Source organism: Sphingomonas endophytica (assembly GCF_001476895.1).
Taxonomy (GTDB): Bacteria; Pseudomonadota; Alphaproteobacteria; order Sphingomonadales; family Sphingomonadaceae; genus Sphingomonas; species Sphingomonas endophytica_A.
This window is the reverse complement of sequence record NZ_LDTB01000004.1, coordinates 22,773-48,496: the sequence shown is the minus strand read 5'-3', so window position 1 is coordinate 48,496 and position 25,724 is coordinate 22,773. Positions and strand designations below refer to the sequence as shown.

The 25,724-nt window shown below is 66.1% G+C and carries 19 protein-coding genes; 7 read left to right on the top strand and 12 right to left on the bottom strand.

From position 1 onward, the window contains the following. Window positions 1-150 precede the first annotated feature (150 nt). Both typA and NS334_RS01705 read left to right on the top strand, forming a co-directional pair. Entirely contained in the window at window positions 151-1,971 is a 1,821-nt protein-coding gene (gene typA, locus NS334_RS01710; RefSeq protein WP_058754251.1) for a translational GTPase TypA, read from the top strand. Between the two features lie 152 nt (window positions 1,972-2,123). After that, window positions 2,124-2,885, top strand: a complete 762-nt coding sequence (locus NS334_RS01705; protein WP_058754250.1) for an alpha/beta fold hydrolase — start codon at window positions 2,124-2,126, stop codon at window positions 2,883-2,885. Window positions 2,886-3,096: 211 nt separating this feature from the next. Here NS334_RS01705 and NS334_RS01700 read toward each other — a convergent pair whose 3' ends face one another. Beyond that, a complete protein-coding gene (locus tag NS334_RS01700; protein WP_058754281.1) occupies window positions 3,097-3,459 on the bottom strand; it encodes a darcynin family protein in 363 nt (120 codons plus the stop codon). Window positions 3,460-3,535: 76 nt separating this feature from the next. On the opposite strand from NS334_RS01700, the gene NS334_RS01695 reads away from it, so the two are divergent. From NS334_RS01695 to NS334_RS01685, 3 genes are all read left to right on the top strand, one after another. Continuing rightward, window positions 3,536-4,150, top strand: a complete 615-nt coding sequence (locus NS334_RS01695; protein ID WP_058754249.1) for a TetR/AcrR family transcriptional regulator — start codon at window positions 3,536-3,538, stop codon at window positions 4,148-4,150. Window positions 4,151-4,754: 604 nt separating this feature from the next. Beyond that, the gene (locus tag NS334_RS01690) at window positions 4,755-5,474 is read left to right on the top strand and encodes a hypothetical protein (protein ID WP_193752968.1); all 720 of its coding nucleotides are present in this window, start codon (window positions 4,755-4,757) and stop codon (window positions 5,472-5,474) included. Between the two features lie 20 nt (window positions 5,475-5,494). After that, complete coding sequence (locus tag NS334_RS01685; RefSeq protein ID WP_058754248.1) at window positions 5,495-6,193, top strand: HAD family hydrolase; 699 nt, start codon at window positions 5,495-5,497, stop codon at window positions 6,191-6,193. 30 nt (window positions 6,194-6,223) lie between these two features. Here the strand turns inward: NS334_RS01685 and NS334_RS01680 are convergent, their stop codons facing one another. Beyond that, the gene (locus tag NS334_RS01680) at window positions 6,224-8,521 is read right to left on the bottom strand and encodes a TonB-dependent receptor (protein WP_058754247.1); all 2,298 of its coding nucleotides are present in this window, start codon (window positions 8,519-8,521) and stop codon (window positions 6,224-6,226) included. A 284-nt stretch (window positions 8,522-8,805) separates the two neighbouring features. Between NS334_RS01680 and NS334_RS01675 the strand changes: the two genes are divergently transcribed. Both NS334_RS01675 and NS334_RS01670 read left to right on the top strand, forming a co-directional pair. After that, the gene (locus tag NS334_RS01675) at window positions 8,806-9,177 is read left to right on the top strand and encodes a hypothetical protein (RefSeq protein WP_058754246.1); all 372 of its coding nucleotides are present in this window, start codon (window positions 8,806-8,808) and stop codon (window positions 9,175-9,177) included. 77 nt (window positions 9,178-9,254) lie between these two features. Then, window positions 9,255-9,524 carry a DUF3297 family protein gene (locus tag NS334_RS01670; RefSeq protein WP_058754245.1) on the top strand — a complete coding sequence of 90 codons (270 nt, stop codon included), beginning with the start codon at window positions 9,255-9,257 and terminating at the stop codon, window positions 9,522-9,524. Window positions 9,525-9,672: 148 nt separating this feature from the next. Here the strand turns inward: NS334_RS01670 and NS334_RS01665 are convergent, their stop codons facing one another. The 10 genes from NS334_RS01665 to NS334_RS01620 all read right to left on the bottom strand — a co-directional run bounded on the left by NS334_RS01665 (window position 9,673) and on the right by NS334_RS01620 (window position 25,662). Continuing rightward, window positions 9,673-11,538, bottom strand: coding sequence for an ABC-F family ATP-binding cassette domain-containing protein (locus NS334_RS01665; RefSeq protein WP_058754244.1), 1,866 nt, complete (start codon window positions 11,536-11,538; stop codon window positions 9,673-9,675). Window positions 11,539-12,213: 675 nt separating this feature from the next. After that, window positions 12,214-13,293: an AI-2E family transporter gene (locus NS334_RS01660; RefSeq protein ID WP_058754243.1), complete on the bottom strand. Its 1,080-nt coding sequence runs from the start codon at window positions 13,291-13,293 to the stop codon at window positions 12,214-12,216. Window positions 13,294-13,559: 266 nt separating this feature from the next. Further along, a complete protein-coding gene (locus tag NS334_RS01655) occupies window positions 13,560-14,489 on the bottom strand; it encodes a rhodanese-related sulfurtransferase (RefSeq protein WP_058754242.1) in 930 nt (309 codons plus the stop codon). Continuing rightward, a complete protein-coding gene (locus NS334_RS01650) occupies window positions 14,489-15,289 on the bottom strand; it encodes a LytR/AlgR family response regulator transcription factor (RefSeq protein WP_058754241.1) in 801 nt (266 codons plus the stop codon). The genes NS334_RS01655 and NS334_RS01650 overlap by 1 nt, the downstream gene beginning before the upstream one ends. Continuing rightward, complete coding sequence (locus NS334_RS01645; RefSeq protein ID WP_058754240.1) at window positions 15,289-16,440, bottom strand: sensor histidine kinase; 1,152 nt, start codon at window positions 16,438-16,440, stop codon at window positions 15,289-15,291. Before NS334_RS01645 ends, NS334_RS01650 begins: the two co-directional genes overlap by 1 nt. Window positions 16,441-16,534: 94 nt before the next feature. Then, window positions 16,535-19,936 carry a TonB-dependent receptor gene (locus NS334_RS01640; RefSeq protein ID WP_058754239.1) on the bottom strand — a complete coding sequence of 1,134 codons (3,402 nt, stop codon included), beginning with the start codon at window positions 19,934-19,936 and terminating at the stop codon, window positions 16,535-16,537. Between the two features lie 174 nt (window positions 19,937-20,110). Continuing rightward, window positions 20,111-21,340 (bottom strand): ABC transporter permease, encoded by a 1,230-nt coding sequence (locus NS334_RS01635; protein ID WP_058754238.1) that lies wholly within the window; start codon window positions 21,338-21,340, stop codon window positions 20,111-20,113. Further along, entirely contained in the window at window positions 21,337-22,269 is a 933-nt protein-coding gene (locus tag NS334_RS01630) for an ABC transporter ATP-binding protein (protein WP_058754237.1), read from the bottom strand. The genes NS334_RS01635 and NS334_RS01630 overlap by 4 nt, the downstream gene beginning before the upstream one ends. Window positions 22,270-22,536: 267 nt before the next feature. After that, complete coding sequence (locus NS334_RS01625; protein WP_058754236.1) at window positions 22,537-23,895, bottom strand: HlyD family type I secretion periplasmic adaptor subunit; 1,359 nt, start codon at window positions 23,893-23,895, stop codon at window positions 22,537-22,539. A gap of 3 nt (window positions 23,896-23,898) precedes the next feature. Further along, the gene (locus NS334_RS01620; RefSeq protein WP_241491773.1) at window positions 23,899-25,662 is read right to left on the bottom strand and encodes a type I secretion system permease/ATPase; all 1,764 of its coding nucleotides are present in this window, start codon (window positions 25,660-25,662) and stop codon (window positions 23,899-23,901) included. Between the last annotated feature and the right edge of the window lie 62 nt (window positions 25,663-25,724).

Here is a 25,724-nt window from a genome sequence, read left to right as displayed (position 1 = left end):
CCGTCACGGTAGCAACGGGCGGGCCGGTCACCTCGCGGGGTGGCCGGCCCGTTCGTCATTCGGGCGGCAAGGCTGGCGTTCGTTGCAACTTTCCGCTAAGGGGCGCGGCGAAACTGCCTGCGGACAAGCGGGCCACCCTCAGGAACCCGTATGAACCTGCGCAACATCGCCATCATCGCGCACGTCGATCATGGCAAGACCACCCTCGTCGACCAGTTGTTCCGCCAGTCCGGCACTTTCCGCGACAATCAGCGCGTCGAAGAGCGCGCGATGGACTCGAACGACCTCGAAAAGGAGCGCGGGATCACCATTCTCGCCAAGCCGACCTCGATCGAGTGGGAAGGCACGCGCATCAACATCGTCGATACGCCCGGCCACGCCGATTTCGGCGGCGAGGTGGAGCGGATCCTCTCGATGGTCGACGGCGTGATCCTGCTGGTCGACGCGGCCGAGGGCGCGATGCCGCAGACGAAGTTCGTGACCGGCAAGGCGCTGGCGCTGGGCCTGCGCCCGATCGTCGTCGTCAACAAGGTCGACCGTTCGGACGCGCGTATCCAGGAAGTGCTGGACGAGGTGTTCGACCTGTTCGTCGCGCTGGAAGCCAATGACGAGCAACTCGACTTCCCGGTCCTCTACGCGTCGGGCCGCAATGGCTATGCCTCGGAGGACATGGACCGTCGCGAGGGCACGCTGACCCCGCTGTTCCAGAAGATCGTCGATCACGTCCCGCCGCCGTCGCTGGATCAGGACGCGCCGTTCAGCTTCCTCGTGACGCTGCTCGACCGCGACAACTTCCTCGGCCGCATCCTCACCGGCCGCGTCCAGTCGGGCGTGGTGAAGGTCAACCAGCCGATCCACGCGCTCGACAACCAGGGCAACGTGATCGAGACCGGCCGCGCGTCGAAGCTGATGAGCTTCCGCGGGCTCGAGCGCGTTCCCGTCGAGGAAGCACGCGCCGGCGACATCATCTCGCTCGCCGGCCTGACCGTCGCGACCGTCGCCAACACGATCGCCGACACCTCGGTCAGCGTGCCGATCCAGGCGCAGCCGATCGATCCGCCGACGCTGTCGATGCGCTTCGCGGTCAACGACTCGCCGATGGCGGGCCGTGAGGGCAGCAAGGTAACCAGCCGCATGATCCGCGACCGCCTGATGCGCGAAGCGGAGACGAACGTCGCGATCAAGGTGACCGAATCCGCCGACCGCGACAGCTTCGAGGTCGCCGGGCGCGGCGAGCTTCAGCTCGGCGTCCTGATCGAGACGATGCGCCGCGAAGGCTTCGAGCTGGGCATCAGCCGTCCGCGCGTGCTGTTCGGCGAGGATGAGGACGGCAAGAAGACCGAGCCGTACGAAACCGTCATCATCGACGTCGATGAAGAGCATTCGGGCACGGTCGTCGAGAAGATGAACCTGCGCAAGGCCGAGATGACCGACATGCGTCCCTCGACCGGCGGCAAGACCCGCATCACCTTCTCCGCGCCGTCGCGCGGCATGATCGGCTATCACGGCGAGTTCCTGTCGGACACGCGCGGCACCGGCATCATGAACCGGCTGTTCGAGAAGTACGGCCCCCACAAGGGCGCGATCGAGGGCCGCAAGAACGGCGTCCTGATCTCGAACGGCGCCGGCGAGGCGCAGGGCTATGCGCTGGGTCCGCTCGAGGATCGCGGCATCCTGTTCGTCGGGCACGGCGAGGCGCTGTACGAGGGCATGATCATCGGCGAGAACGCCAAGACGGATGACCTGGAGGTCAATCCGATGAAGGCGAAGCAGCTGACGAACTTCCGCGCGTCGGGCGGCAAGGACGATGCGATTCGCCTGACCCCGCCGAAGAAGATGACGCTGGAACAGGCGATCGCCTATATCGACGACGACGAGATGGTCGAGGTGACCCCCAAGTCGATCCGCCTGCGCAAGCGCCACCTCGACCCGCACGAGCGCAAGCGCGCCAGCCGCGCGAAGGCGGCGTAACGCGCGGCGGCAAGCGGGTAGCCAAGCTACCCGCAAACCCCGAGCTGTGCCCGGCCGGCGGCGCCACCGCGCCGACCGAAGACACGGGCTTTGCCCGTGGCGCGCCCGATGTCCGAGCGGGTCCGGACCAGTGCGAAGGAAGAGATGGGGCGATGACAGCTGTTTTGCTGATCCACGGCTTGTTCGGGTCGTTGAATGCGCCGCGCATCCTCTCCGCTTTTGTAAACCGTTTGGTGCTCGCGCCCGATCTGCTTGGCTATGGTGCCTTGCGCGACCAATCTCCCGCGGGATGGACACTCGTTGATCAGGCCGACCATGTGGCCGCGCATGTTCGAGAGCATGTGGAATGCCAGGTCGACGTCATCGGCCACTCGGTGGGCGGAGCCGTGGCCACCATCTTCGCTCACCGCTACCCCGAACTCACCCGGTCGCTGACGAGTGTCGAAGGTAATATGACGTTGAGCGACGCCTTCTGGTCACAGAAGATCGCACGGCAAGCGCTGCCGGATATCGCGCAGGAGGTTGCGGGCTTTCGCTCCGATGTCGCCGCATGGATCGGTCGATCTGGCGTGGCGGCGTCCGCCTTCACCCTGAGCACCGCCGCAGCATGGCTGGATAACCAGCCTGTCTCCACGCTTCGGACGCAGGCGCGGGCGGTGGTCAGTGCGACGGCGGCCGAGGAGTATCTTGAGCAATTGCGTGCCGTCGTCGCGTCGGGTGTGCCCGTTCACCTCGTGGCCGGTGCCCGCTCTCGCCACGGGTGGAACGTGCCGGAGTGGCTCTCGGCTCGCGCGACTTCGGACACCGTCATCGCGGACACGGGTCATCTCATGATGCTCGAAAATCCGCAGCTGTTCGCAGATACGTTGCTCCGCAATCTGGATGACGACCTCGTCGACAACCGGCGCCGATAATCGGTCCGGCCTTCGCTACTATGAGGCGATGGGCTTTCAGACCTACCGTACACCAAACGGTATCGTGCAAAAAGTCTACACGGTCGGCTGGCGCCACCCGACCCGACCCTTTCCCGATGTTCGATCCCAGCGGCAAAGCCTGCGCCGTCTCGTTGGCCGGTCTTTTGCGGGAACGACTAAGAGGGGCGGGGATGACGCCCCTCTCGGTCGGTCAGGCGGTGATGACCGGCCTATCATAGTTCTTGGCATAGGCGTTTTCCACGCCGGTCAGGATTTCCACGATGTCGAAATAGCGATCCCAGAAGGCCGTTTCGCGCAGGTCTTCCACCAGTAACTGGTAGGAATGATGATCCGCTGCGTCCCACATCCAGATGTCGGTGACGCGCGTCGAATAGAATTCCACGTCGAAGAAGCGCAGCGAGACGTTCGCCGCGTGATTCTTGAGGATAGGAGTGAAATGCTTCGCCAGAAGTTCGAAGCGGTGATCGACGGCGAACCCGAGCCATTCCGGCGATGTCTTGACCAGCATGAAGACGGTAACGGTCGGTTCGAAGGGCGATTGTGTGATAGTCATCGTGTATCCTTGCATCATCATGTGCAGGACGTAAAATGCGAGCATAACCTCATATTTGGCTACTCGCATTCGATCCATGGAAGAAACGACGACGTCGCAGCGCCCGCGCCCCCGTAAAGTGCCGCGTCAATGCCGCTCCGCCGAGACGGTGGCGGCGATCATCGAGGCGGCGGCTCGCATTCTGGAACAGGATGGACTCGGCGTATTCACCACCAATGCGGTCGCCGAGCGGGCTGGCGTCAGCATCGGCTCGCTCTATCAGTATTTTCCCGGCAAGGAGGCGCTGATCGGGGCCTTGATCGTGCGCGAGACATCGCTGCTGATCGTCGAGTGCGAGGCGATCGCCGCTGGTGCAAACGGCCGAGAGGCAGTGCGAGGTGTGATCGCATCGGCGGTGAACCATCAACTGCGCCGACCCGCCTTGGCCAGGCTGCTGGATCTGGAAGAGGCGCGGCTGCCCTTCGATGAAGATACCCGGCGTGTCACACGCCGGCTGCATTCGATCCTGTTGTCGATCCTGGCGCGCACCGATCTCCCGCAGCAGCGCGATCCCGTTATAGCCGCGCAGGACGTGTTGGCGATCATCAAGGGTATGGTGGACGCCGCGGGTGAACGTGGCGAACAGGATCGGGACGCTCTTGGTTCGCGCGTCGGCAGGGCGGTCTATGGTTACCTGGACAATGCCGCCTGACGATCGGGCGATTCTGTCTTTCACTGCGCTCGTGCACACATTCCCGAAGGCGATCCAGGCCCACAGTTCCTGACAGACGCTATTGAGCATGGCTGGAGGCCGTCAGGACGCTTCAGACGCAACCCGATCAAGGCCGATCGCAAAGCGGCGCTACCGCTGATGGCGATCTGGTGACGGCCCATCGCTGTCCGTCTCGTCGCCGCCCGGGGCGTCGCCGGCTGGACGGATGGGCTCACGCCGCACGACAAGGCGCCGGTCGGCTCGCATGATCGACGTCGAAGCGAGTGGCGCGAGGATGCGCGGCTGCGCAAAACCGGCGACGCGCAGGCAGGCACCCTGTCCTACAAGCGGACGCCGATGCTATTCTCGCGCCATGTCTCGCCCTGCCGCCACGAGCTACCCCCGCACCATCGCGCCAGCCGCTCGAAAACCCGTCGCCCGGCGCGAGCGTGGCGTCAACTTTGTGAACTTCCGCCAACCGCCACCGTCGCAACATTCGCAACATTCGCGGCGGCGCCGCAACACAATGTCACGCTTCGTCAGCATCTTGCGCAATCCGGGCTCGCTACGGGAAGAGGCTTCACCAGCATCAGCGGAGAGCCCCATGCGCATCGCCCCCGCCGCGATCCCGTTCGCCATCGCCCTGTTCGCCGCGGCAACACCAATTGCCGCGCAGACCACCTATCCTGACATTCCCGAACCGATGATCTTCGACATGATGCGCCCGCTCGGCGCGCGGAAAGGGGAGGCGGAGGTCAACGCGCTGGCGATGACCACCTCGCCGTTCCGGCCCCGCTCCGCCGAATGGGCGCCGGAGATCGAATATGCCTTCGCCGACGGCAAGGCGATCGAGTTCGAGCTGCCGTTCGACGGCGCGCGGCTGGAGGCGCTGAAGCTCGGGCTACAGGCCGCGTTCGGCGCCTCGGCGAACGGAAGCAGCGCACACGGCGTGCAGTATCTGGGCATCTACGACCGTGAAACCGGGCTCTATTCCAACAGCCTGCTCTATATGGCCGGGCATCGCTTCTCCGGACGGTGGAGCATGATGAACATGGTCGGACTGGACGACATCGCGCTGGCGCGGCGGGCGGGGCGCAATGCGCTGCTGCTCAACCATGCGACCTTCTACGATGCGACGCCGGGCACCACCGTCGGGATCGAGGTCAATGTCGCGGGCGGGCGCGAGCGGCTGGTGCGGGTCACGCCGCAGCTTCACCAGCGGGTGGCCAACAAGGTCGCGGTGCAGGCGGGCGCGGGCGTCGAGAAGCATCGCCATCACCGCGCCCGGCCGGCATTGGGCGTGCGGCTGGTACGCGAACTCTGATCGCAGTAGAGACGCGCACCATGCCGATCGATCTTATCTGCCTCGATGCCGACGACACGCTCTGGCACAATATGCGCTTCTTCGCCGCGGCCGAGCAGGCGTTCGCGGAGCTGGTCGCACCCTATGCCGAGGACGCCGCCGTGCGGGAGCGGATGCAGGCCATCGAGGTCCGCAACCTGCGCCATTACGGCTATGGCGCGAAGAGCTTCACGCTGTCGATGATCGAAACCGCGCTGGAACTGGCGGGCGACGATCTGCCCGCGCCGGCGGTGGGGCGCATCCTGGCGATCGGGCGCGAACTGCTGGCGCATCCGGTCGAACTGCTCGACGGGATCGGCGACACGCTGGAGCGGCTGGCCGGGATGGGGCGGCTGGTGCTGGTGACGAAGGGCGACCTGCTGCACCAGGAGGTGAAGCTCGCCGCGTCCGGACTGGGGCAGCTGTTCACCGGGGTGGAGATCGTCAGCGACAAGCACGCCGACACGTTCGTGCGCGTCTTTCACCGTTACGGCTGCGCGCCGGAGCGAGCGGTGATGGCGGGCGACTCGATGCGCTCGGACGTGCTCCCCGCGCTGGAGGCGGGGGCGTGGGGGGCGTATATCCCGCAACCGCTGGCGTGGAGCCATGAGGCGGCGACCGCGCCCGCCGATCATCCGCGGTTCCGGCAACTCGCGCGACTGGCGGAGCTGCCGGACTGGATCGCGCAGATCGAGGGGTAGGGGGCGGCGCGCCGGCCACCCCCCGCACGATCAGTCGAAGCGGCCGCTCAGCGAGATGCCGACGATGCGCGGCTCGTTGAAGACGGCGGCGTTGTAATTCTCGATCACGCCCTTCAGGTTCTTCTCGTTGGTGATGTTCCGGGCGAAGGCGGCGATCTCATACTTGCCGTCCGCCGTCGTGAAACCGGCCTTCAGCCCCAGTTCCAGATTGTCGTTCGCGAAGAATTCGCGCGTCTCGTACAGCACCAGGTTGGTGTAGCCCTGCATGTTGACGTCGCTGGCCACGAAGAAATTGCCGCGATCCGAGAGCGGGATGTCGTAGCGGACCGCCGCATCGACCTGCCAGCGCGGGGCGTTGGGCAGGGGATTGCCGTCGATCTGCGCGAACAGCCCGCCGCGCACGGTCGGATCCAGCACGGTGCAGGTCGGGCGACCGCCGAACGCGCAGACCTGCGCATAGACGCGCGGATCCTTGATCTCGGTATGGATCGCGCTGCCGCCCAGCGAGAAGGTGATGTTGCGGATCGGCCGCCACTCCATCTCCGCTTCCATGCCATAGGCGTTGGCGTGGTCGGCGTTGAACAGCGTCCCGTTGCCGTTCACGTCGTTGCCGTTCAGCTGGATGTCGCTGACGCGGTAGGTATAGGCGGTGGCGTTGATGCGCAGCTTCGACGTCGGCTGCGTCTTCACGCCCGCCTCGTACGACATGATCGTCTCGCTGTCGGCGGTCGAGAACGGCGTGTTGAACACCGCCGAACGCCCCTGAATCGTCGGCCCGCGGAAACCGCGCGCGATCCGGGCGTAGACGCTGGTGGTCGGGTCGATCTCGTAGAGTGCGGACACGTCCCAGCTCGGCTCCTTGCCGGTCAGCTTGACGGTGCGCGGCGCGGTCGCCGGGAAGCTGTCGGCCCCTGCCGCCGTCAGCGACGCCTTGACCAGCCGCGTCTCCTTCTCGTCGACGGTGTAGCGTGCGCCGGCGGTCAGCGTCAGGCGATCGGCCAGGCGATAGCTGGCCTGGCCGAACACCGCCCAGCTGGTGTTGACGTCACGAAGCCGCACCCAGTTGTTGGGATTGCGCGCCGCCTGACCCGGCGACAGGAAATAGCCGCGCTGGTAGAATTCGGTGACGTCTCGGTTGTCGAAATAGAAGCCGCCGAACTGCCACTTGAACGCGCCGTCGCCGTTGCTGGCCAGCCGCAGCTCCTGCGTCCACTGGTCCAGCCCACGGATGCGGCCCATGCTCTCGCCGAAGCCGACGCCGCCGAAGTTGGCCGCCGCACCGCCATCGGTGTCGCCACGGCTGTAGCCCGAGGTGGTCTCATAGGCGGTGATCGAGGTCAGCGTCGCCGCGCCGAAGTCCCAGCCGGCGTTCACCGACCCGCCATAGGTCTTGTACGCCTGCGGATTGTTGTCGCCTTCGTCCAGCGCCACCCGGTCGCGCGGCTCCAGCCCGATATTGTTCTGTCCCTTGATCAGCGCGCCACGGTGGAAGACCGTCGACGTGCCCTCATAGGAGCGGACATGGCCCGAAAGGTTGACCGACAGCGTCTCGGTCGGGGTCAGCAGCACCTGCAGGCGCGCGTCGCGCTCGTCGAACCCGCCCAGCGCGTTGCGCCCGCCACGCGTGCCGTCGGCGCTGGCACCGGTGAACGTGTTGTCGATCCAGTCGTCGCGGTGCTGGTACAGGCCCGACAGGCGGATCGCGATCTTGTCCTGCACGATCGGCCCGCCGACGCCCGCGTCGAACGTCGCGGTATTGTACGTGCCGTAGGAGGCGTTGAAGCGGCTGGTCCAGACCTGGCCCGGGCGGATCGTGTCGAACTTGATGATGCCCGCCGTGGTGTTGCGACCGAACAGCGAGCCTTGCGGGCCGCGCAGCACCTCGACCTTCGCCACGTCATAGACGGGGTTCGATTTCAGCACGACATGCTCCAGCACGACATCGTCCTGGATGATCGACACCGGCTGCGACGCGCCGAGGTAGAAGTCGATGTTGCCGAGGCCACGAATGTAATAGCGCGGGAAGATGCGGCCGGTGGTCGTCTCGGCATAGAGGCCGGGGACGCGACCCGCGAGCGCCAGCGCGTCCTCACCGCCCGCCTGGAAGGTGCGCAGGTCGTCACCCTCCACCACCGCGACCGAAACCGGCACGCGCTTCAGGTTTTCGCTGCGGCGCTCGGCGGTGACGACGACGTCGGTCAGGCCGGTATCATCGGCGGCGGCGGCGGCGGCGGTATTCGGCGCGGTCTGCGCGGTGGCAGGCGAAAGCGACAGCATCAGGCCGGCGGCGACGCCGGCGAGCAGGATCGACTTGGACGAAGAACGCATGATTACCCCTTTTCGAATCGACGGAAGCCACGCCGCATCGGGGCGCCGGCTTGTGCGGCGCTTGATCCCGTGTCGGTCGATGACGGCTTCCCGATCGCGCGCCGCTAGCCCCCGAATGTGTCCGGACTGTGAAATGTGACAGATTATTTCCAGTCGCTGACGCGCTAAACCGCTCATGAATGGCGCATTCCGCACCGGTTCAGCCCCGTTGGGGCACACATGCGGCACAGGCTCGCATCTTCATGCGTTCGACCAACAGGCGGGCCAATGGAGGAGGTTCGGTTATGTCTGCGTTCTGGAAGAAGACTGCCTTGGCCGTGGGCCTCGCGGCCAGCGCTCTGGCCAGCGCCGCGCCGGCGGAGGCGCAACGGTATTGGCGTCACCGCGATCGCGGCGGCGACACTGCGGCGGGTGCGCTGATCGGCGGGGTGATCGGCCTGGGACTGGGCGCGGCGATCGCGTCGAGCAACCGCGACCGCTATTACGACCGGCGCTATTACGATCGCGGCGGCTATTATTACGACGATCGTTCCTATTATGCGCCGCCGCCGCGCGTCTATTACCGCGACCGCTATTACGCGCCGCCGCCCCCGCCGGTGGTGTATGAGCGCGATTACTATCGCAGCTATCCCGGCCCGGGCTATTACGGCTGGTGAGATGACGGACGGCGCGGGTGCAGGGCCCGCGCCGTTTTTTTGTGGCTCGCCGCCCCGCTTTGCGGCAAGGGCTCGGCATGAGCGATACTCCTCCCGACCATCTGTCGATCGACCCGTCGAGCCCGTTCTTCGACCAGGAAGCGCTGCAACGCGGCGTCGGCATCCGCTTCAAGGGCGTCGAGCGCCGCGACGTCGAGGAATACAGCATCTCCGAAGGCTGGATTCGTGTCGCGTTGGGCAAGAAGGTCGACCGCCACGGCCGCCCGCTGACCATCAAGCTGGTCGGCCCGGTCGAAGCGTGGTTCGAAAATGCCGTCGAGGGTGACGAAGGGCAGGGCGAGGCGTAAGCGCCAGCCCGCCCTCACTCGGGCTCTGTCACTTGCCGCCGGCCTCGCTCCGGCGACGGCGGCAATAACGAACCTTTGAGGTCAGCGACTTCCGCGAAAAGCCGCGCGTCCGGACCGCTGCGCGCGCGATAATGGCATGGCGGCGATGTTACGCCGCCTCCAGCGCCTCGCTCGCCGCCATCCAGCGCGCCTCTGCCGCCTCGATGCGGTCGTTGAGGTCCGCGCGCCGCTTCAGCAGTTCCGTCATCGTCAGTTTGGCGAGCGTCGCCTGCGCCTGCGACGGATCGAACATCGCCTGATCCACCGCCGCGCGTTCGGCGGTCAGCCTCGCCAGTTCCGCCTCGGCGTCGCGCGCTTCCTTCTTCAGCGCCTTGTCATTCTCACGCGCGGCGGCGGCGGCCTTCCGGTCCTGCTTGCTGCCCTTCGACTTGTCCGCCCCCTTGCCGTCGCCCGCCAGCACGAACGCGATATAATCGTCGAGGCTGCCGTCGAATTCCTTCGCGGTGCCGTTGTCGACCAGCACCAGCCGGTCGGCGGTGAGCTCCACCATATGCCGGTCGTGGCTGACCAGCAGCACCGCGCCGGTATAGGCGTTGAGTGCCTGGACCAGTGCCTCGCGCGCATCGACGTCGAGGTGGTTGGTCGGCTCGTCGAGGATCAGCAGGTGCGGCGCCTCGCGCGTGACCAGCGCCAGCGCCAGCCGCGCGCGCTCGCCGCCCGACATGCTGCCGACACGTGCGGTGGCGCGGTCGCCGGAAAAGCCGAACCGGCCGAGCTGCCCACGCACCGCCGCCGGGGTCGCATTCGGCATCACGCGCGTCATATGCGCCAGTGGCGTATCGTCCGCCTCCAGCTCCTCGACCTGATATTGCGTGAAGTATCCCACCTTCATCTTCCCGGTCGCGCTGACCTCGCCCGCCATCGGTGCCAGTTGCGCCGCCAGCAGCCGTGCGAAAGTGGTCTTGCCGTTACCGTTGCGGCCCAGCAGGGCGATGCGATCGTCCGGGTCCATCCGCAGGTTGAGCCGCGACAGGATCGGTGTCTCGCCATAGCCGACCGACGCGTGATCGAGCGTGATGAGCGGTGGACGGAGTTCGGTAGGATTCGGGAAGTCGAAACTGAGCGTCGGGTCGTTCACTGCCTCGGCGATCGGCTGCATCTTCGCCAGCATCTTGGCGCGGCTCTGCGCCTGTTTCGCGGTCGAGGCACGCGCCGAGTTGCGAGCGACGTAATCCTGCAACTTGGCGCGCTGCGCGTCCTGATTGGCCTTGGCCGCCGCCAGCTGTGCCATCCGCTCGGCCCGCTGCCGCTCGAACGCGTCATAGCCGCCGGGGTAGAGCGTGGTCTTGCCGCCCTGCAGGTGCAGGATGTGGTCGACGACATTGTTGAGGAAGTCGCGCTCGTGGCTGACGACGACGATCGTCGCGCGATAGCTCTTCAGGAAGTCCTCCAGCCACATCACCGCTTCGAGATCGAGGTGGTTGCTGGGTTCGTCGAGCAGCAGCAAATCGGGCTGCGAGAAGAGCAACGCGGCGAGCGCGACGCGCATCTTCCACCCGCCCGAGAAGCTGTCGAGCGGACGCGACTGCGCCTCCTCGTCGAAGCCGAGCCCGACCAGAATGCGCGCGGCGCGCGACGGTGCGGCATAGGCGTCGATCGCGATCAGCCGATCGTGGACCTCGCCCAGCCGGTCCATGCAACCGGTGCCGTCGAACGCCTCGGCTTCCTCCAGCAACGCGGCGCGCTCCGTATCGGCGGCCAGCACCGTCTCCAGCGGGGTCGAATCCCCGGCGGGCGCCTCCTGCGCGATATAGCCGATGCGGGCGCCGCGCGGCATGTCGGCGGAGCCCTCGTCGGGATCGAGCAGCCCGGCGATGACGCGCACCATCGTCGACTTGCCCGCGCCATTGCGCCCGATCAGCCCGACGCGGCTGCCCGGCGGCAGCGCGGCACTGGCGCGGTCGAGGATCGTGCGGCCGCCAAGCCGCACGGTGATGCCGTTGAGAGAAAGCATGCGCGCGCCTGTAGCGGATCGCGGGCAACGGGGAAAGGGAGGGGTGTTTGCGCCGGCCCGTCATTCCCGCGAAGGCGGGAATCCAGACGTGCAGGTCTGCCGATAGGGGCGCGACGTCAGAGGTTCTGGATCCCCGTCTTCGCGGGGATGACGGCTGGTGGTGGGAAGCGAACGTTCACTCAAGCACGAGGTGAACGCCATCGTGGGCTTCGTCGCCGCCGACGTCGTGGTCGCGGATTATTTCCGTGAGCCAGTCGAACACCGTGGGTCCGTCACCTTGCTTAGCTTGTTCAAAGTCAGAGCGGAGCTGAGCACGATTGGACGGATGACATCGCTCCAGCCGTTTCTCCAACTGCCTAGTGGTTCCGGTATATCCAAGCCTCGCTCGCGAGGAGTCAGAATGCGTACATCTTAGGACAAATCCTTCGACGGGCGTTCCGAAGCCACCGCGGAGTATATCGTTGAAGGTATCTAGGTTCCGGCCTCACTCGGCACCGGGAATTAGCACTTCACTTATCACGTCGTAGAACGCCTCTAACGATGTGATCTTCGTGCCATCGATGACATATTCCTTCATCATAACGCGGAGAGTAGCGATAATGCCAATGTCCGCAATAGTGCGGATCGCATCGAACAAACGTGTCTTAATGACGAATTGTCGGCAAATGGCCGCGTTCAGTCGTCCGTCGCGACCGCCACCTCCACCCTACGCTGCTCACTCAAAATCTCCCATGCCGTCAGGAACAGCGCCCCCACAACCGGCCCGACGACGATCCCGCTCAGCCCCAGCAGGTCGATCCCGCCCAGCGTCGTGACCAGCACCAGCCAGTCGGGCAGCCCCGTATCGCGCCCGACCAAAATCGGCCGCAACACGTTGTCGGCCAACCCGATCACGAACACCCCCGAGGCGATCACCACGCCAGCCTGCCAGATCGCGCCGGTCGCCAGCAGATAGATCGCCACCGGCCCCCAGATGATTGCAGGCCCGACCGCCGGCAGCAGCGCGGCGATCGCCATCAGCACGCCCCACAGCAACCCGGCGGGCAGGCCGACGATCCAGAAGGTGATCGCGCCCAGCGCGCCCTGTACCAGCGCTACGACGCCTGAGCCCTTGATGGTGGCGCGCACTACCGCGACGAACTTGTCCGCCAACCGCCCGGCGACCGAGGGTTCGAGCGGCAACGCGCGGACGACCGCCGGGCCGATCCGCTCGCCGTCGCGCAGCAGGAAGTAGGTGACGTACAGCCCGACGCCGAACGCCAGCAGGAACGCCGCCGCATTCGCACCGATCGACAGCGCCTGGCGCGTCAACATGCTGGCGCTGTTGCTGACGGTCTCCGAGATGCGAGCCTGCGCGCGCTCGAAGCTGCCGAAGCCAGCGGTGTCGAGCGTGCGCTGGAGCCGGGCGGGCAGGGCGTCATGGACCTGCTCGAAATACATCGCGAAATTGATCTGGCCGGTGCGGATCTGCTGATAGACGCCCGCCGCCTGATCGACGATCAGGCTGCCGAGGATCAGCGCCGGGATCACGACCGCTACGGTAATCACCAGCAGGGTCAGCGCAGCGGCCATGTTGCGCCGCCCCGGCCAGCGCCTCAGGAAACGCTGGAAGATCGGCTGAAACAGCAGCGCGGCCAGCGCCGCCCATAGCAGCGCCCCGATAAAGCCGGACACGACCGCCAGCAAGGCGACCGTGATGAGCGTCAGGAACAGGATGAGCCCGCCGTTTTCGACGTGCCGCCGACCGATCGTCATGAAAGAAGCCCCCGCCGTAATATTCCGACAGCGACCGTTACGCCGGTCGTTGCGGTGGGGGAACGCTATCGATGTGGATTAGGTTTCGTGGGCTCGGTTACAGGCTTTTCGCCCTCCTCCGCCACACGCTTCCCGCACCCCAGCGAAGGCTCGGGTCCAGTGACGGAGCAGGCGTGACGACACGCAGCGCTTCGTCACGGCAGCCTTCCCGATTTGCCGCCGGGCTTCGCCGGCGTGCCGGAAAGGTCAGGCGACAGGCGCAGGGTTCAGTCGAATACGCGCCCGACATGCGTTTCGCCGCGTGCCGCCGCCAGCGATTCCTGTCGGTGCCGTTCGGCATAGCCCGCGCGGTCCTCCGGCGTGCGGATGGCATGGCAGGCGGGGCAGCTTTCGCCCTCGACATACAAGGGTGAGGCACGATCCGTCGCGCTGACCGGCATCCGGCAAGCGTAGCAGAGGACATAAGTTCCCTGCGACAGGCCATGGCCGACCGCGACGCGCTGGTCGAAGACGAAGCATTCGCCCTGCCACGCGCTGTCGGCTTCGGGCGTTTCCTCGAGATAGCGCAGGATACCGCCGTCGAGGTGATGGACCTGTTCGACCCCCTCCGCCTTCAGGAAGGCGGTCGATTTCTCGCAACGGATGCCGCCGGTGCAGAACATCGCGACGCGGCGCTTGCCCGCCAGCAATTCGTCGCGATGATCGCGGAACCACGTCGGGAAATCGGCGAACCCCGCCGTTCCCGGATCGACCGCGCCCGCGAACGTACCGACCGCGACCTCATAGGAATTGCGGGTGTCGATCACCAGCGTCTCGGGATCGGCGATCAGCGCGTTCCAGTCGGACGGCGCGACATAGGTGCCCGCGTCGGTCAGCGGATCGACCGTGACGCCCATCGTCACGATCTCGCGCTTCACCTTCACCTTCAGCCGGTGAAAGGGCATGGCGGCGGCCTGCGCATATTTCAGCGACAGGTCGGCGCAGCCGGGCAGTGCGCGCAGGTGCGCGACAACCGCCGCGATCCCTGCCGCCGGCCCGGCGATCGTGCCGTTCACGCCTTCCGTCGCCAGCAGCAAGGTGCCCTTCACGCCATGATCGCGAGCGCACGTCAGCAGCGGCTCGCGCAAGGCGTGCGGGTCATCGAACCGCGCGAAGCGATAGAGCGCGGCGACCGTGATCGCTGGTCCGTCCGTCATCAATGGACGAAGCGCGCCACCACGTCGCGATAGCTGCGGCTGACCTTCACGTTCGCGCCGGAATCAAGCACCAGGAAGCATTCGCCGTTGGTGTGCGGTTTCACCTGCTTGACCAGATCGAGGTTGACGATCGTCGAACGGTGAATGCGCTGGAACCGTCGCGGGTCGAGGCGCTTTTCCAGATCCTTCATCGTCTCCCGCAGGATCAGCGTGTTGTCGCCGGTGTAAATGCACATGTAATCGCCGGCGGCATCGATCCGCTCGATCGTGTCGACATCGACGCGGAAGATCTGGCCGCGATCCTTGATGTTGATCATTTTTTCGAAGCGGCTGGCGTTCACCGCATCGCCGCCGTCCGCGATCTCGGCTGCCGCTTCGGGGGCGTGTTCGGCCAGTGCTTCCTTCAGTTTCTCGGCCTCGCCCGCGCTTTGACGTTCCGACAGGCGCTGGCGTACCCGGTCGAGCGTGTCGGCGAGGCGCGATTCCTCGACCGGCTTCATCAGATAGTCGGTCGCCTGCGCCTCGAACGCGCGGATCGCATGGTCGGAATACGCCGTGACGAAGACGAACAACGGGGGTTCGACGTCCATCAACCCCTGGACGACCGAGAAGCCGTCGAACCCAGGCATCTGGATGTCGAGGAAGACGAGGTCGGGCTTGTGGGTCTTGATCGCGCTGATCGCCTCGCGCCCGTTCTGGCACTTGGCGATGATCTCGACGTCGTCGTGCGCCTGAAGCCGCAGTTCGAGCCCCTGAATGGCAAGCGGCTCGTCGTCGACGAGGATGGTACGAATGGTCATCACACCTCTCTGTTCGGTACTTCGAGCTGGTACGGGATCTCGATCTCGACCCCGAACCCGCCCGTCGGCATGGCCCGCACATCGAAGCGGTGGTCCGGCCCGTAGGCCTGTGCCAGCCGCTCCCTGATATTGGCGATGCCCACGCCGGTTGAAAGGGATGGCCGCGATTTCGTCGGCATCAAACCCGGTCCGGTGTCGGATACGCCCAGCAGCACCCTGTCACCGACGAGCCGAATGGCGACGCAGATTTCCGCGCCATCCTCTTGCGGCGTCACGGCATATTTGATCGCATTCTCGACCAAGGGTTGCAGCAGCAGCGACGGCAGTCGCGCCTTTTCCGACGCCGGGTCGATGTCGAACTTAGGGCGCAGGCGGTCCTCGAACCGCATCTTCTCGATATCGAGATACAGTTTCAGCGTCTCGACCTCCTGCGCGACGGTGACGTGCGCGGTGGGTTCGTTGGCGAGTGTATAGCGCAGGAACGATGACAGGCGGCTGAGCATCGCATTGGCGCGCTCGGTCTGTTTGAGCAGGACGAGCGTCGAGATCGAATTGAGCGTGTTGAACAGGAAATGCGGGTTGAGCTGATAGCGCAGCATCGCGAGTTGCGCCGACGACGCCTGGTTCTCCAGATGCTCCATCTGGTCGATCTGATCCTCAAGGATCAGGTAGAAGTTGATCCCGAAATACAGTGCCGACCAACCGGCCAGCACCGTGAAGCTGAGGAACAGCGCGGCCAGCAGCAGCGACAGGTCGACGCCGGGCGCCGCCAGCCGGATCAGGCTGAACGAAAAGGCGTACAGCGTCGCGTACAGGAAGGTCGCCGCCGCCAGCGTGAAGATCGACAACAGGATGCCGGTGACGCGCGGCAGCTGGCGGTAATAGCCGTAGAGCGTCGAGAGCAGCAGCGTGATGCAATAGCCGATGATCGACTCGATCAGCACCGAGACGATCACCTGCAGCGACGTATTGCTGCTGAGCGACGACACCGAACGCAGCACCAGATAGCCGGTCCATCCCGCAGCCTGGAGCTTCCAGAAGGCGGAGGCCTTATTCTCGAAGAACGGCCGGACGAACAGCGGGCGCTCCGGCGTGCCGGCGTATGCGGAGGGCGCGGGAGCAGCGGAGACGGAAGTCGCGGAAGTCGCCATCGCGGCCTCTCTACACCGCCGCGCGCCGTCACGCAAAAAGAAGGGCCGCCGTCCCGTTGGGGAAGGCGGCCCGTGATCGGTCAGGTGGCGCGGATCAGAAGGTGAAGCGGGCGCCGACGCGAACCGAGTAGAGCGACTGACGCGACGAGATCACGTTCTGCTGACCAGGTGCCACCGACGGTGCCGTGTAGCGATACTGGGCGCAGGCCTGACCCGTGTTCTGCGTCGTCTGCGCGCTGGTTGGGGCCGTACCGGTTGCAACGGGCGCCTGCAGACACTGAACACGGATCGCCGCCGTGGTATAAGGGAAGGCGTATTCGCGGATCTGGCCCCAGTTCTTGTTGATCAGGTTGCCGACGTTCTCGACGTCCGCGAACAGCGTGATGCGGCTGCCGCCCAGTCCGGTGGGGATTTCCTGCGAAACGTGCAGATCGACCTTCGTGAACCACGGCGAATTGAAGGCGTTGCGCGGGGCGATCTTTCCGCGGAACTTGGACAGGCCCGACGAATTGATGAGCGCGTCCAGGTTCTGCGCCGTCTGCGCCGCGGTCTGCGTGACCACGCCGTTCACGACCGTGTCGCCATAGCTGACGAGCGCGTCGGTGGTCGACGTCGGCACATACAGCAGGTAGCGCGACTGCGTCCCGACGTTGCCGAAGATCGGGCTGCGGTTCGACGAGGTATCCTGCATCGTGTAGCTGTACGGCTTGCCGATGCGGGTTTCGCCGAAGATGGCGACGTTGGTCTTGTAGTCGCCGAAGAACGCGTGATCGAAGGTGGCGCCGTACTTGATGAAGTGACGGACCTGATCGTTCGACACGCCGTAGGTCGTACCGCTGCCGTCGAAGAACGCACCATTGCCATAGTTGGAACCGGCGGTCGACGAGGTCGCGGGCGTCTTATCCTTGACGTCTTGGTAGGTGTAGCTGGCCGAAATGTTCAGCCAGTTGTCGAACGACTTGTCGAAACGCGCTACGCCGATATAGGCGCGGCCCTGCGACGTGTTGGTCAACACGATGTCCTGGAACCGGTCACCGAAGGTCGTTACCGACTGGTACCGGACGCGCCCATCGGGTGTCTTCAGAGCGGTCGGCGTGACGCGATAGTCGGCGAAATAGACCTGATCGCGGACTTCCGACCACAAGAAGTCGGCACCCAGATGCCAGCCGCCGCCCAGGAAGCCGCCGAAATCGCTGTCGTAATCGGCCGACAGCGTACCGCGCCACTGCGAGGGAAGGCGGAAGTCACGCGCCAGCGCATTGGTGGGAGCACCGGTCGCGGTCGTCGCATTCTTCACCAGATCATTGGCCGCAGTCGGGATCGTCGTGCCATTGACGTTGGTCAGGATCTGGCCGCCGGTGCCGACCGAATAGCTGCCGTTGTTGGCCTGCGTGACATCGATGCTGTTCGTCAGGAAGCCTGTATTCGAATAGCTGTTCGAAATATAGACGTCCGGCGAACCACCCGAGAAGATGCCGATGCCGCCGCGGAAGGTGAGCTGCGGTGTCGCCTTGAAGTCGAACCCGACACGCGGCTGGAAAACACCCTTGCCCGAGATGTACTCCTGGTTGGTGAAGCCGTAGCGGTTTACGAAGTTCTGGTTCAGCGCCGGACGACCGTGACCGCCGTACATGTCATAGCGCATGCCGTAGGACAGCGTCAGCAGATCGCTGATCCGCCAATTGTCCTGGATGCCGAAGGCATAGGACTGATACTGGAACCGCGCGGCGGCATCGATCGGATTCAGCGACGGAATGGCGTTCTGATACCGCAGACGCTGGGCATTGCCTGCCTGGAAATCGGCGATCGAGTCGAAATAATAGTCGCCAGCCGTGCGCTGAACGAACAGGTTGACGATCTTCGTATCCGACATTTCGCCGAAGATGCGCAGATCGTGGTCGTCACGGGTCAGGCGGGCCTGCACCGTGCCACCCCATGTGCGGCTGGTCAGTTCGTTCGACTGGCGCGAAATGTCGGGACCGAACGAGACGACACCCGAGCCGTTCGCGCAGTTGGTCGAGAGATCGATCCCCGTCGCGGTGCTGCCGCCGGTGCCGAAGCTGCCGCGATCCGACTGCGCCGCGGTGCAGACCTGGAATTGCGCAAAGCCTCGACCCAGGATCGGATCCTGACCGCGCTTGTAGTCCTTGTAGAAGCCGCGGACTTCCGTCGAGAATTCATCGGACCAGTCCGAGTTCAACTGGACGACGCCTGCATGCAGCCGGTTGGAGCCGACATAGCCGTTCGACTCGAGGCCCAGACCCGGGGCGTTGCCGGTGCTGCTCGCCGGGCCCACTTGGGTGTTCTGATTGAAGCGGATCTGGTCCTTCGTGTACATGTACGTCACCGACGCGCGCTGCGTGTCGGAGAGGTTCGCGTCCAGCTTTGCCACCAAACGATCGTCGCGATCGTCCGAATTGTTCAGGATGCCGCCGGTGTTGTAGCCGTAGCGGCTCTGGGCGATCTGCTGGATCTGCTGGACCGCGGCGTCGGTGATGTTCGGGATCACGGTGCCGGCATTGTTGCCAGGCGTGCCTTCCACGATTGGCGTGCCGGCGCGGACGCGCTCGCCCGCGACCATGAAGAACAGCTTGTCCTTGATGATCGGGCCGGACAGCTCGGCACCGTAATTCTCATACTTGAAGTTCGGGATGGTCACGCGACCAGTCGGAACGCCCGGGCCCGCCTTCGTACGCTTGCCGGTCAGTTCGTCGCTCGAATAGGCGTAGAAGCCGGTGCCGTGGAACTCGTTGGTGCCCGACTTCAGGATCGCATTGATCGCGCCGCCCTGAAAGTTGCCTTCGCGGACGTCATAAGGCGCGACCTTGGTCTGGAACTGGCCGATCGCGTCGAACGGGACCGGCGAGCGGCGGGTCGGCAGACCGTCCGGGTTCAGGCCGAAATTGTCGGTGACAGGCACGCCGTCGATCGAGAAGCGGTTGTAGCGCGCGTTCTGGCCCGCGAAGCTGACCGCGCGGCCGCTGCCTTCCGAATAGTCGAGGCGCGCGAACGGATCGCGGCGCATCAGATCGCGGACGTCGCGGTTGACCGATGCAACGCTGGCGATCTGCGCGGCGGACAGGACGTTGGCCGGACCCTGGCTCAGGTTGCGGGCGTTCGGCAGGCGCGACGCCGTGACGACGATATCGCCGCCGCCAGCGGTCTCGGCGGTGAGCTCGATCGGCAGCTCAAAGCTCTGCGCGACGACCGTTTCGATGTCGGTGACCTGCGTCGAGGCGTAGCCCGGCGCCGTGACGGTCACCGTGTAAGGGCCGCCAACGCGCAGACCCGTGGCATTGAAACTGCCGCCAGCATCGGTCGTCACCGTCGAGGTTCCACCTGTCGGCACATTGAGGATCGTCACGCTCGCCCCGGCGACCGGCGCGCCGTTGGCGGTCACGCTGCCGCGGATCGCCGAGGTCGTCTCCTGCGCCGCCGCAGCGACCGGCATGATGAGCGCGACCGCAGCCACACCCACGAACAGGTTGTTTCGCATCGAAAAATTGTCCCCTTTGGCCGAAGCGCGACCCGCGACGGCTTCGTCGTCAGGGCGCCGATGGCGGGACATTATGTCGGTTGCATGACAGTTCCGAGTCGTTCTTTCATGCGCTGCAACACTTTGCCGCGGCGTTGCAAAAAAGCGACAGCACCGATGACCTGACCGGCCGCGTCAGCCGCGGATGAGCAGCCGCCGCCAAGCGGGCTTCGCGCTGCCCGATTGCAGGACGCCGCGCCGGAACAGCCGCGCCCCGGTGGTGATGAAGATCGCCACCCACATCAACTGCCACGCCAACGCGGCGAGGTGCGGCCACCAACCGCCCGACGCGGCCGCGCGCCCGGCCATCGCGAAGGGGGAGGAGAGGGGAAACAGCGCCGCGGCGGTGGCGATGGCGCTGTCGGGATGCGAGACGGCGGCGGAGGCAAGCGCGAACATCGCGACCTGGATGATCGTGATCGGCAGCGACAGCATCTGAACCTCACGCATCGTCGATGCCTGCGCACCGACGCCGAGGAACACCGATCCCAGCAGGAGATAGGCGGTGGTGAAATAGGCACCGAACAGCAAAGCGAACCCGCCCATGCCGATCGCCGGATGCAATTGCCGCAGCCCGCCCGCGATGTCCGCGGGCAACAGCATGCCGATCTGGCTGAGCACCGTCGCCCAGAAGGCGACGAACAGCAGCGCGACCCCGTACATTCCCAGCAACTTGCCCAGGAAGACGCTTTCCAGCGGCACGGCGGCGGCCAGCACCTCGATCACCTTGTTGTTACGCTCTTCGGCCATCGTGCCGACGACCTGCCCGGACAGGAACAAGGTCAGAAAGAAGATCCCGAACACCGCGAAGAAGGACGAAGCCGTGCGGCCGCCCAGCGAGGGTGCGCCGTTGACGATCCGCTCGATGCGCGGCTCGGGCAACGGGGCGGTGCCGGCGCGCACGGTCAGCACCGCCTGCCGCGCGACGACTGCCAGATAGCGGGCATCGTCACGGTTCCCGGCCGCATACAGGATCGTCGGCTGGTCGAGCGTGCCATACAGCACCGCCGCGACATCGACTCGTGCGTCGTCGAACGCGGCGCGGGCCTGCTGGTGCGGGTCGCCCGCCGCCGCACGGGCGTCGATCGCGGGGGGCTGCCGGTCACCGGTGAACAGTGCGCGCAACCGGGTGTCGGCGGTACCGACCATTCGCTGCTCGGCAGGGGCCAGCAGCAGGACCAGCCGCGCCTTGTCCGCAGACCCCTGCGACGCGTTTGCGGCGCCGAGTCCGCCGATGGCGCCGAACGAGGCCATGATCAGCGGCGCGAACAGGAACAGCAGGAAGATCGGCGTGAACACGGTCGCGGTAAAATCGCGGCGTGCGATCGTCAGCGTCTGGCGAAGGTAGCGACGCGCCCGGGTCATGCGGTGGTGTCCGGACCCGGCGCCACGGCATCCCGCCCGACGATCCGCACGAAGGCGTCGTGCAGTCCCGGTCGCTCGATCGACAGGCCGGCGATTCCGTAACCGGCGTCGATCAGGCGCTTCAACAGCCCCTCCACGCCATCGGTCGGCAGTACGAAGCGCCATTCCTCGCCATGCCGCCGCGCCCCGGCGGGCAGCATATCCGGCAAGGTGTCATCGGCGCGCACGGGCACGTAGTGCACCTGTTGCGGCAACAGCGCGCGCGCTTCGTCCACCGTGCCTTCGAAGCGGCGGCGGCCCCCCGCGATGATCGCCAGCCGGTCGCAGAGCCGCTGCGCATGCTGCATGACATGGGTGGAAAACAGGATCGTCGCGCCGCGATCGCGCTCGGCGAGTATCAGCGCCTCCAACCGTTCCTGATTGACCGGATCGAGCCCCGAAAACGGTTCGTCGAGCACCAGCAGCTCCGGGCGGTGCACGACCGCACCCAGCAATTGCACAAGCTGCGCCATGCCCTTGGAGAGCTTGCGGATCTTCGCGTCGATCGCATGGCCCAGGCCCGCCGCCTCCAGCAGGTCGGCGGCGCGCGCGCGTCCTGTTTGCCAGTCGAGTCCGCGCAACGCCGCCATGAAGGCCACCGCTTCGCGCGCCGTCATCGACGGATACAGGCCACGTTCTTCGGGAAGGTAGCCGACGCGGTCGCCGGCATCTCGCGGATGAGCGGTGTCGAGCAGGATCCGCGCCCCGGCATCCGGTTCAATGATGCCGAGCATCATGCGCAGCGTGGTGGTCTTGCCCGCGCCATTCGGCCCGAGCACGCCGTAGATCGCGCCCGCCGGCACCGCCAGATCGACCCCGTCGACGACGCGCCGATCCCCGTATCGTTTTACCAGGCCATCGGCGATGACGGCGAATCCGGTTGATGCCACGCGCTTGCCCCTCTTTGCGGCATCAGTAGCGGGCGACCGCAGGCGCGCCAATCGTCGCCGTTCGGTCGACCACGTGCGCGATCGTCATGTGTCGGTCGCGGCGGGAGCGGTCAGCTCCGTTTTGCGCGCTTTGCGTGTCCGCATGAGCAGGGGCGGCGGAGCATCTCAGGTGGTCAAGCGCGCTTTCGGCGATCGTCCTGGGAGCATTTGCAATATGGCGGGTGGTTGCGGCGGACAACATCGCGTGCTGTCCGCCGCATCGCGCGATCAATGTTCCCGGAACGACGCCCAGAAGCTGCCGACCAGCGGTTCCAGCGCATAATCCAGCGCGGTTCGTTTACGCAGCGGAATCAGCACTTGTGCCGGCATGCCGGGACGAAGCTGGAACGACGCTCCACGGAACTTCGACAGCACCTTCAACTCCGCCGGCGGCACGGTCACTTCGCCCGTGAAGTAGCTGATCCCGCTTTTCTCGTCGGTGAAGCTGTCCGCCGACAGGCGGGTCAGCGTACCGTGCAGGTCGGGAATGTCGCGTTCGTGCAGGCTGGGGAATTTGACGCGGGTCGGCTGCCCGACCTTCAGGTCGTCGGCATCGTCGGGCGAGATGCGCGCCTGGATGCGCAGCGGCGCCTGTTCCGGCACGATGTCCATCAGCTTCTGGCCCGGCTGGATGACGCCGCCGGGCGTGAAGACGGTGAGGCCGACGACTGCACCGGTTGCGGGCGCGCGGATTTCGGTGCGGGCCAGCTGCTCGCGCGCGGCGGCGAGCTTCGGCTGCATCTCGCCCAGCCGCACCTCGACGTCGCGCAGGTCGGCGGCGGTGCGCTCGGAAAAGGTGCGTTCCGCTTCCAGGCGCTGGATCTGGCTCTCACGCGCGGCCTCGCGGGTCTGCGCGACGCTGGCGGCGAACTGTCCGCGCTGCCCCTGCAACTCGGCCCGCATCCGCTCCAGCTCACGCAGCCGGGTCTGCGATACGAAGCCTTTCGCGGCCAGCGGACGGAGGGCGTCGATCTGGGCGTTCAACAGCTTGAGCTGCTCCTGCGCGGAGGTGACCTGCTCGCCGAAGCCGCGACCCTGTTCGTTCGATTGCGCACCGCGCTGGGCCAGCGCATCGCGTTGGGCGGAGAGCGTGGCGGTGCGTGCCGACAATTCCGTCTGTTGCAGCCGCATCGCGAGCTGCGCCTCGGCGCGATCCTCGCCGGTCAGCGACGCGAACTCACGCGGCGTCGCGACACGGCCCTGCCCGAGTTGCTCGGCCTGAAGACGCGCACGCTGCGCGAGCAGCCGGATCACCTGCGACGACAGCGCGCGTTCGGTGGCGAGAACTTCGGGCGAGGCGAGGCGGATCAGCATCTGCCCCTGCTGCACGCGCTGACCGTCGCGGACGAAGATCTTCTCGACCACGCCGCCGTCGCGATGCTGCACCGACTGGCGCTGCCCGGAGACAGCCAGCACCCCTTCGGCGTACGCCGCCGCGTCGAGCCGCGCGAACGCCGCCCAGCCGAGGAAGACGATGAAGAACAGTGCGGCGACGATCGCGCCGTTGCGAATGTCGCGCCCCGGATCGGCCGGCTGATGCACCGCGTCGATCGTCGGAGCGGACTCGGAAAAGGGCAGGGTGGCCATGGCTCAGGCGCTCGCGCTGGGGGCGGGGATCGTGACGGTGCCGGGCGTGTCGGGCACCGGACGCGGACGGCGCGGCGCGATCTGCGGCAGCACCTCGTCACGTGGGCCGAACATCTCCACACGGCCACCGCGCATCACCAGCAATTTGTCGACCACCGGCAGGATGCCTAGCTTGTGGCTGACCACCAGGATGGTGTGCCCAGCCTGCTTGTAATGGTCGATCGCGGCGAGCAGCGCGCTGTCGCCCTCGGCATCGAGGTGCGCGTTCGGTTCGTCGAGTACCAGCACCGCCGGGTCGCCGAACATCGCGCGTGCCAGGGCGACGCGCTGCGCCTGACCCGCCGACAGCCCGCGCCCGCCGGGCTTCAGCGCGTGATCGAAACCGCCCGGCAGCCGCTGGATCAGCTCGCGCGCCCGTGCGCGCTCCGCCGCGACGATCGCCGCCGCGTCCAACTCGGCTGCATCCTCGCCCAGTTCGGTCCGGAAGCGCGCGATATTCTCCTTCACGGTGCCCGCGAACAAAGTCGGATCCTGCGGCAGATAGCCGATATGCACGGCCAGCCGTTCGGGATCCCAGTCGGTCGCGTCGGCGCCATCGACGCGAACGCGCCCGCGATCCGGGCGGATTGCTCCGGCAATGACGCGCGCCAGCGTCGACTTGCCCGCGCCGCTGGGACCGACGATCGCAACGACCTCGCCAGGCAGGATCGACAGGTGCGCGTCATTGACGATCGCGCCGTCACGCTGGTCGTTGAGGATCGTCACATGCTCCAGCGTGATCGCGCCCTTCGGTGCGGGCAGCTGCGTCACCGGACCGGCGGACTGTGCGTCAGCCAGCAACTTGTCGAGCCGCTTGTAGCTGCCGTGCGCCTGCGCGATCCCCTTCCAGCTGCCGATCAGCAGCTCGATCGGCGCGAGCGCGCGCGCGATCAGGAAGGAGGCGGCGAAGATGGCACCGCCCGAGATTTGATTATTGATGGCCAACAGCGCGCCCAGCCCGAGTGCGAAACTCTGCAGCGCGAGACGGACGAACTTGGTGGCGGTCAGGTAATTGCCGCCAGTGAAGCCCGCCGCGGTCTGCAGCGACAGCATCGTCTCGCGGTGGCGAAGCTGGCGCGTGACCATTGCGCGGCGCATTCCCAGCGCGCGGACCGCCTCGGCACCACCCAGCACCGCTTCCTGGCTGGCGTAGCTGGCGGTCGCCGCGACCTGCGCGCGTTCCATCGCGCCACGCGTCGCCTTTTCGTTGCGCCATGCGAGGATCGGCAGGATCGTCCCGCCCGCGAGTGCCACGACGCCCAGCCACGGATGCACCAGGAAGCAGACCGCGACGTAGATCGGCGTCCACGGCGCGTCGAACAGCGCCAGCACGCCTGGGCCGCTCAGCGTCTGGCGGACCGTATCGAACTCGCGCAGTGCCTGACGGGCGACCGGCAGGTCGGGGCGTCCCAGCGTGGCGTCGAGGAGCAGTGGCGCCAGCGTCGCGTCCATTCCGACCCCGGCGCGCACCAGCAGGCGGGTGCGCACCCGGTCCAGCAGCGACAGTGTGACCAGCGCGAAAACCAGCACCAGCGTCAGGAAGACCAATGTCAGTCGGCCATGGGTCGGCACGACACGGTCGTACACCTGCAACATGTACAGGGTCGGGGCGATATAGAGGATGTTGACGAGCGCGCTGAACCCGAACGCGGCCAGCACATGGCGCCGGCATTGTGCCAGCGCCACACGCATCGGGCCATCGGCAATCTGGGACGAAATTCTGGTCATGGAACGAATGCCTAGCATCCTCGTTACGAAGTTGCGACGACATCCGTGATGCAGCGCGGGCG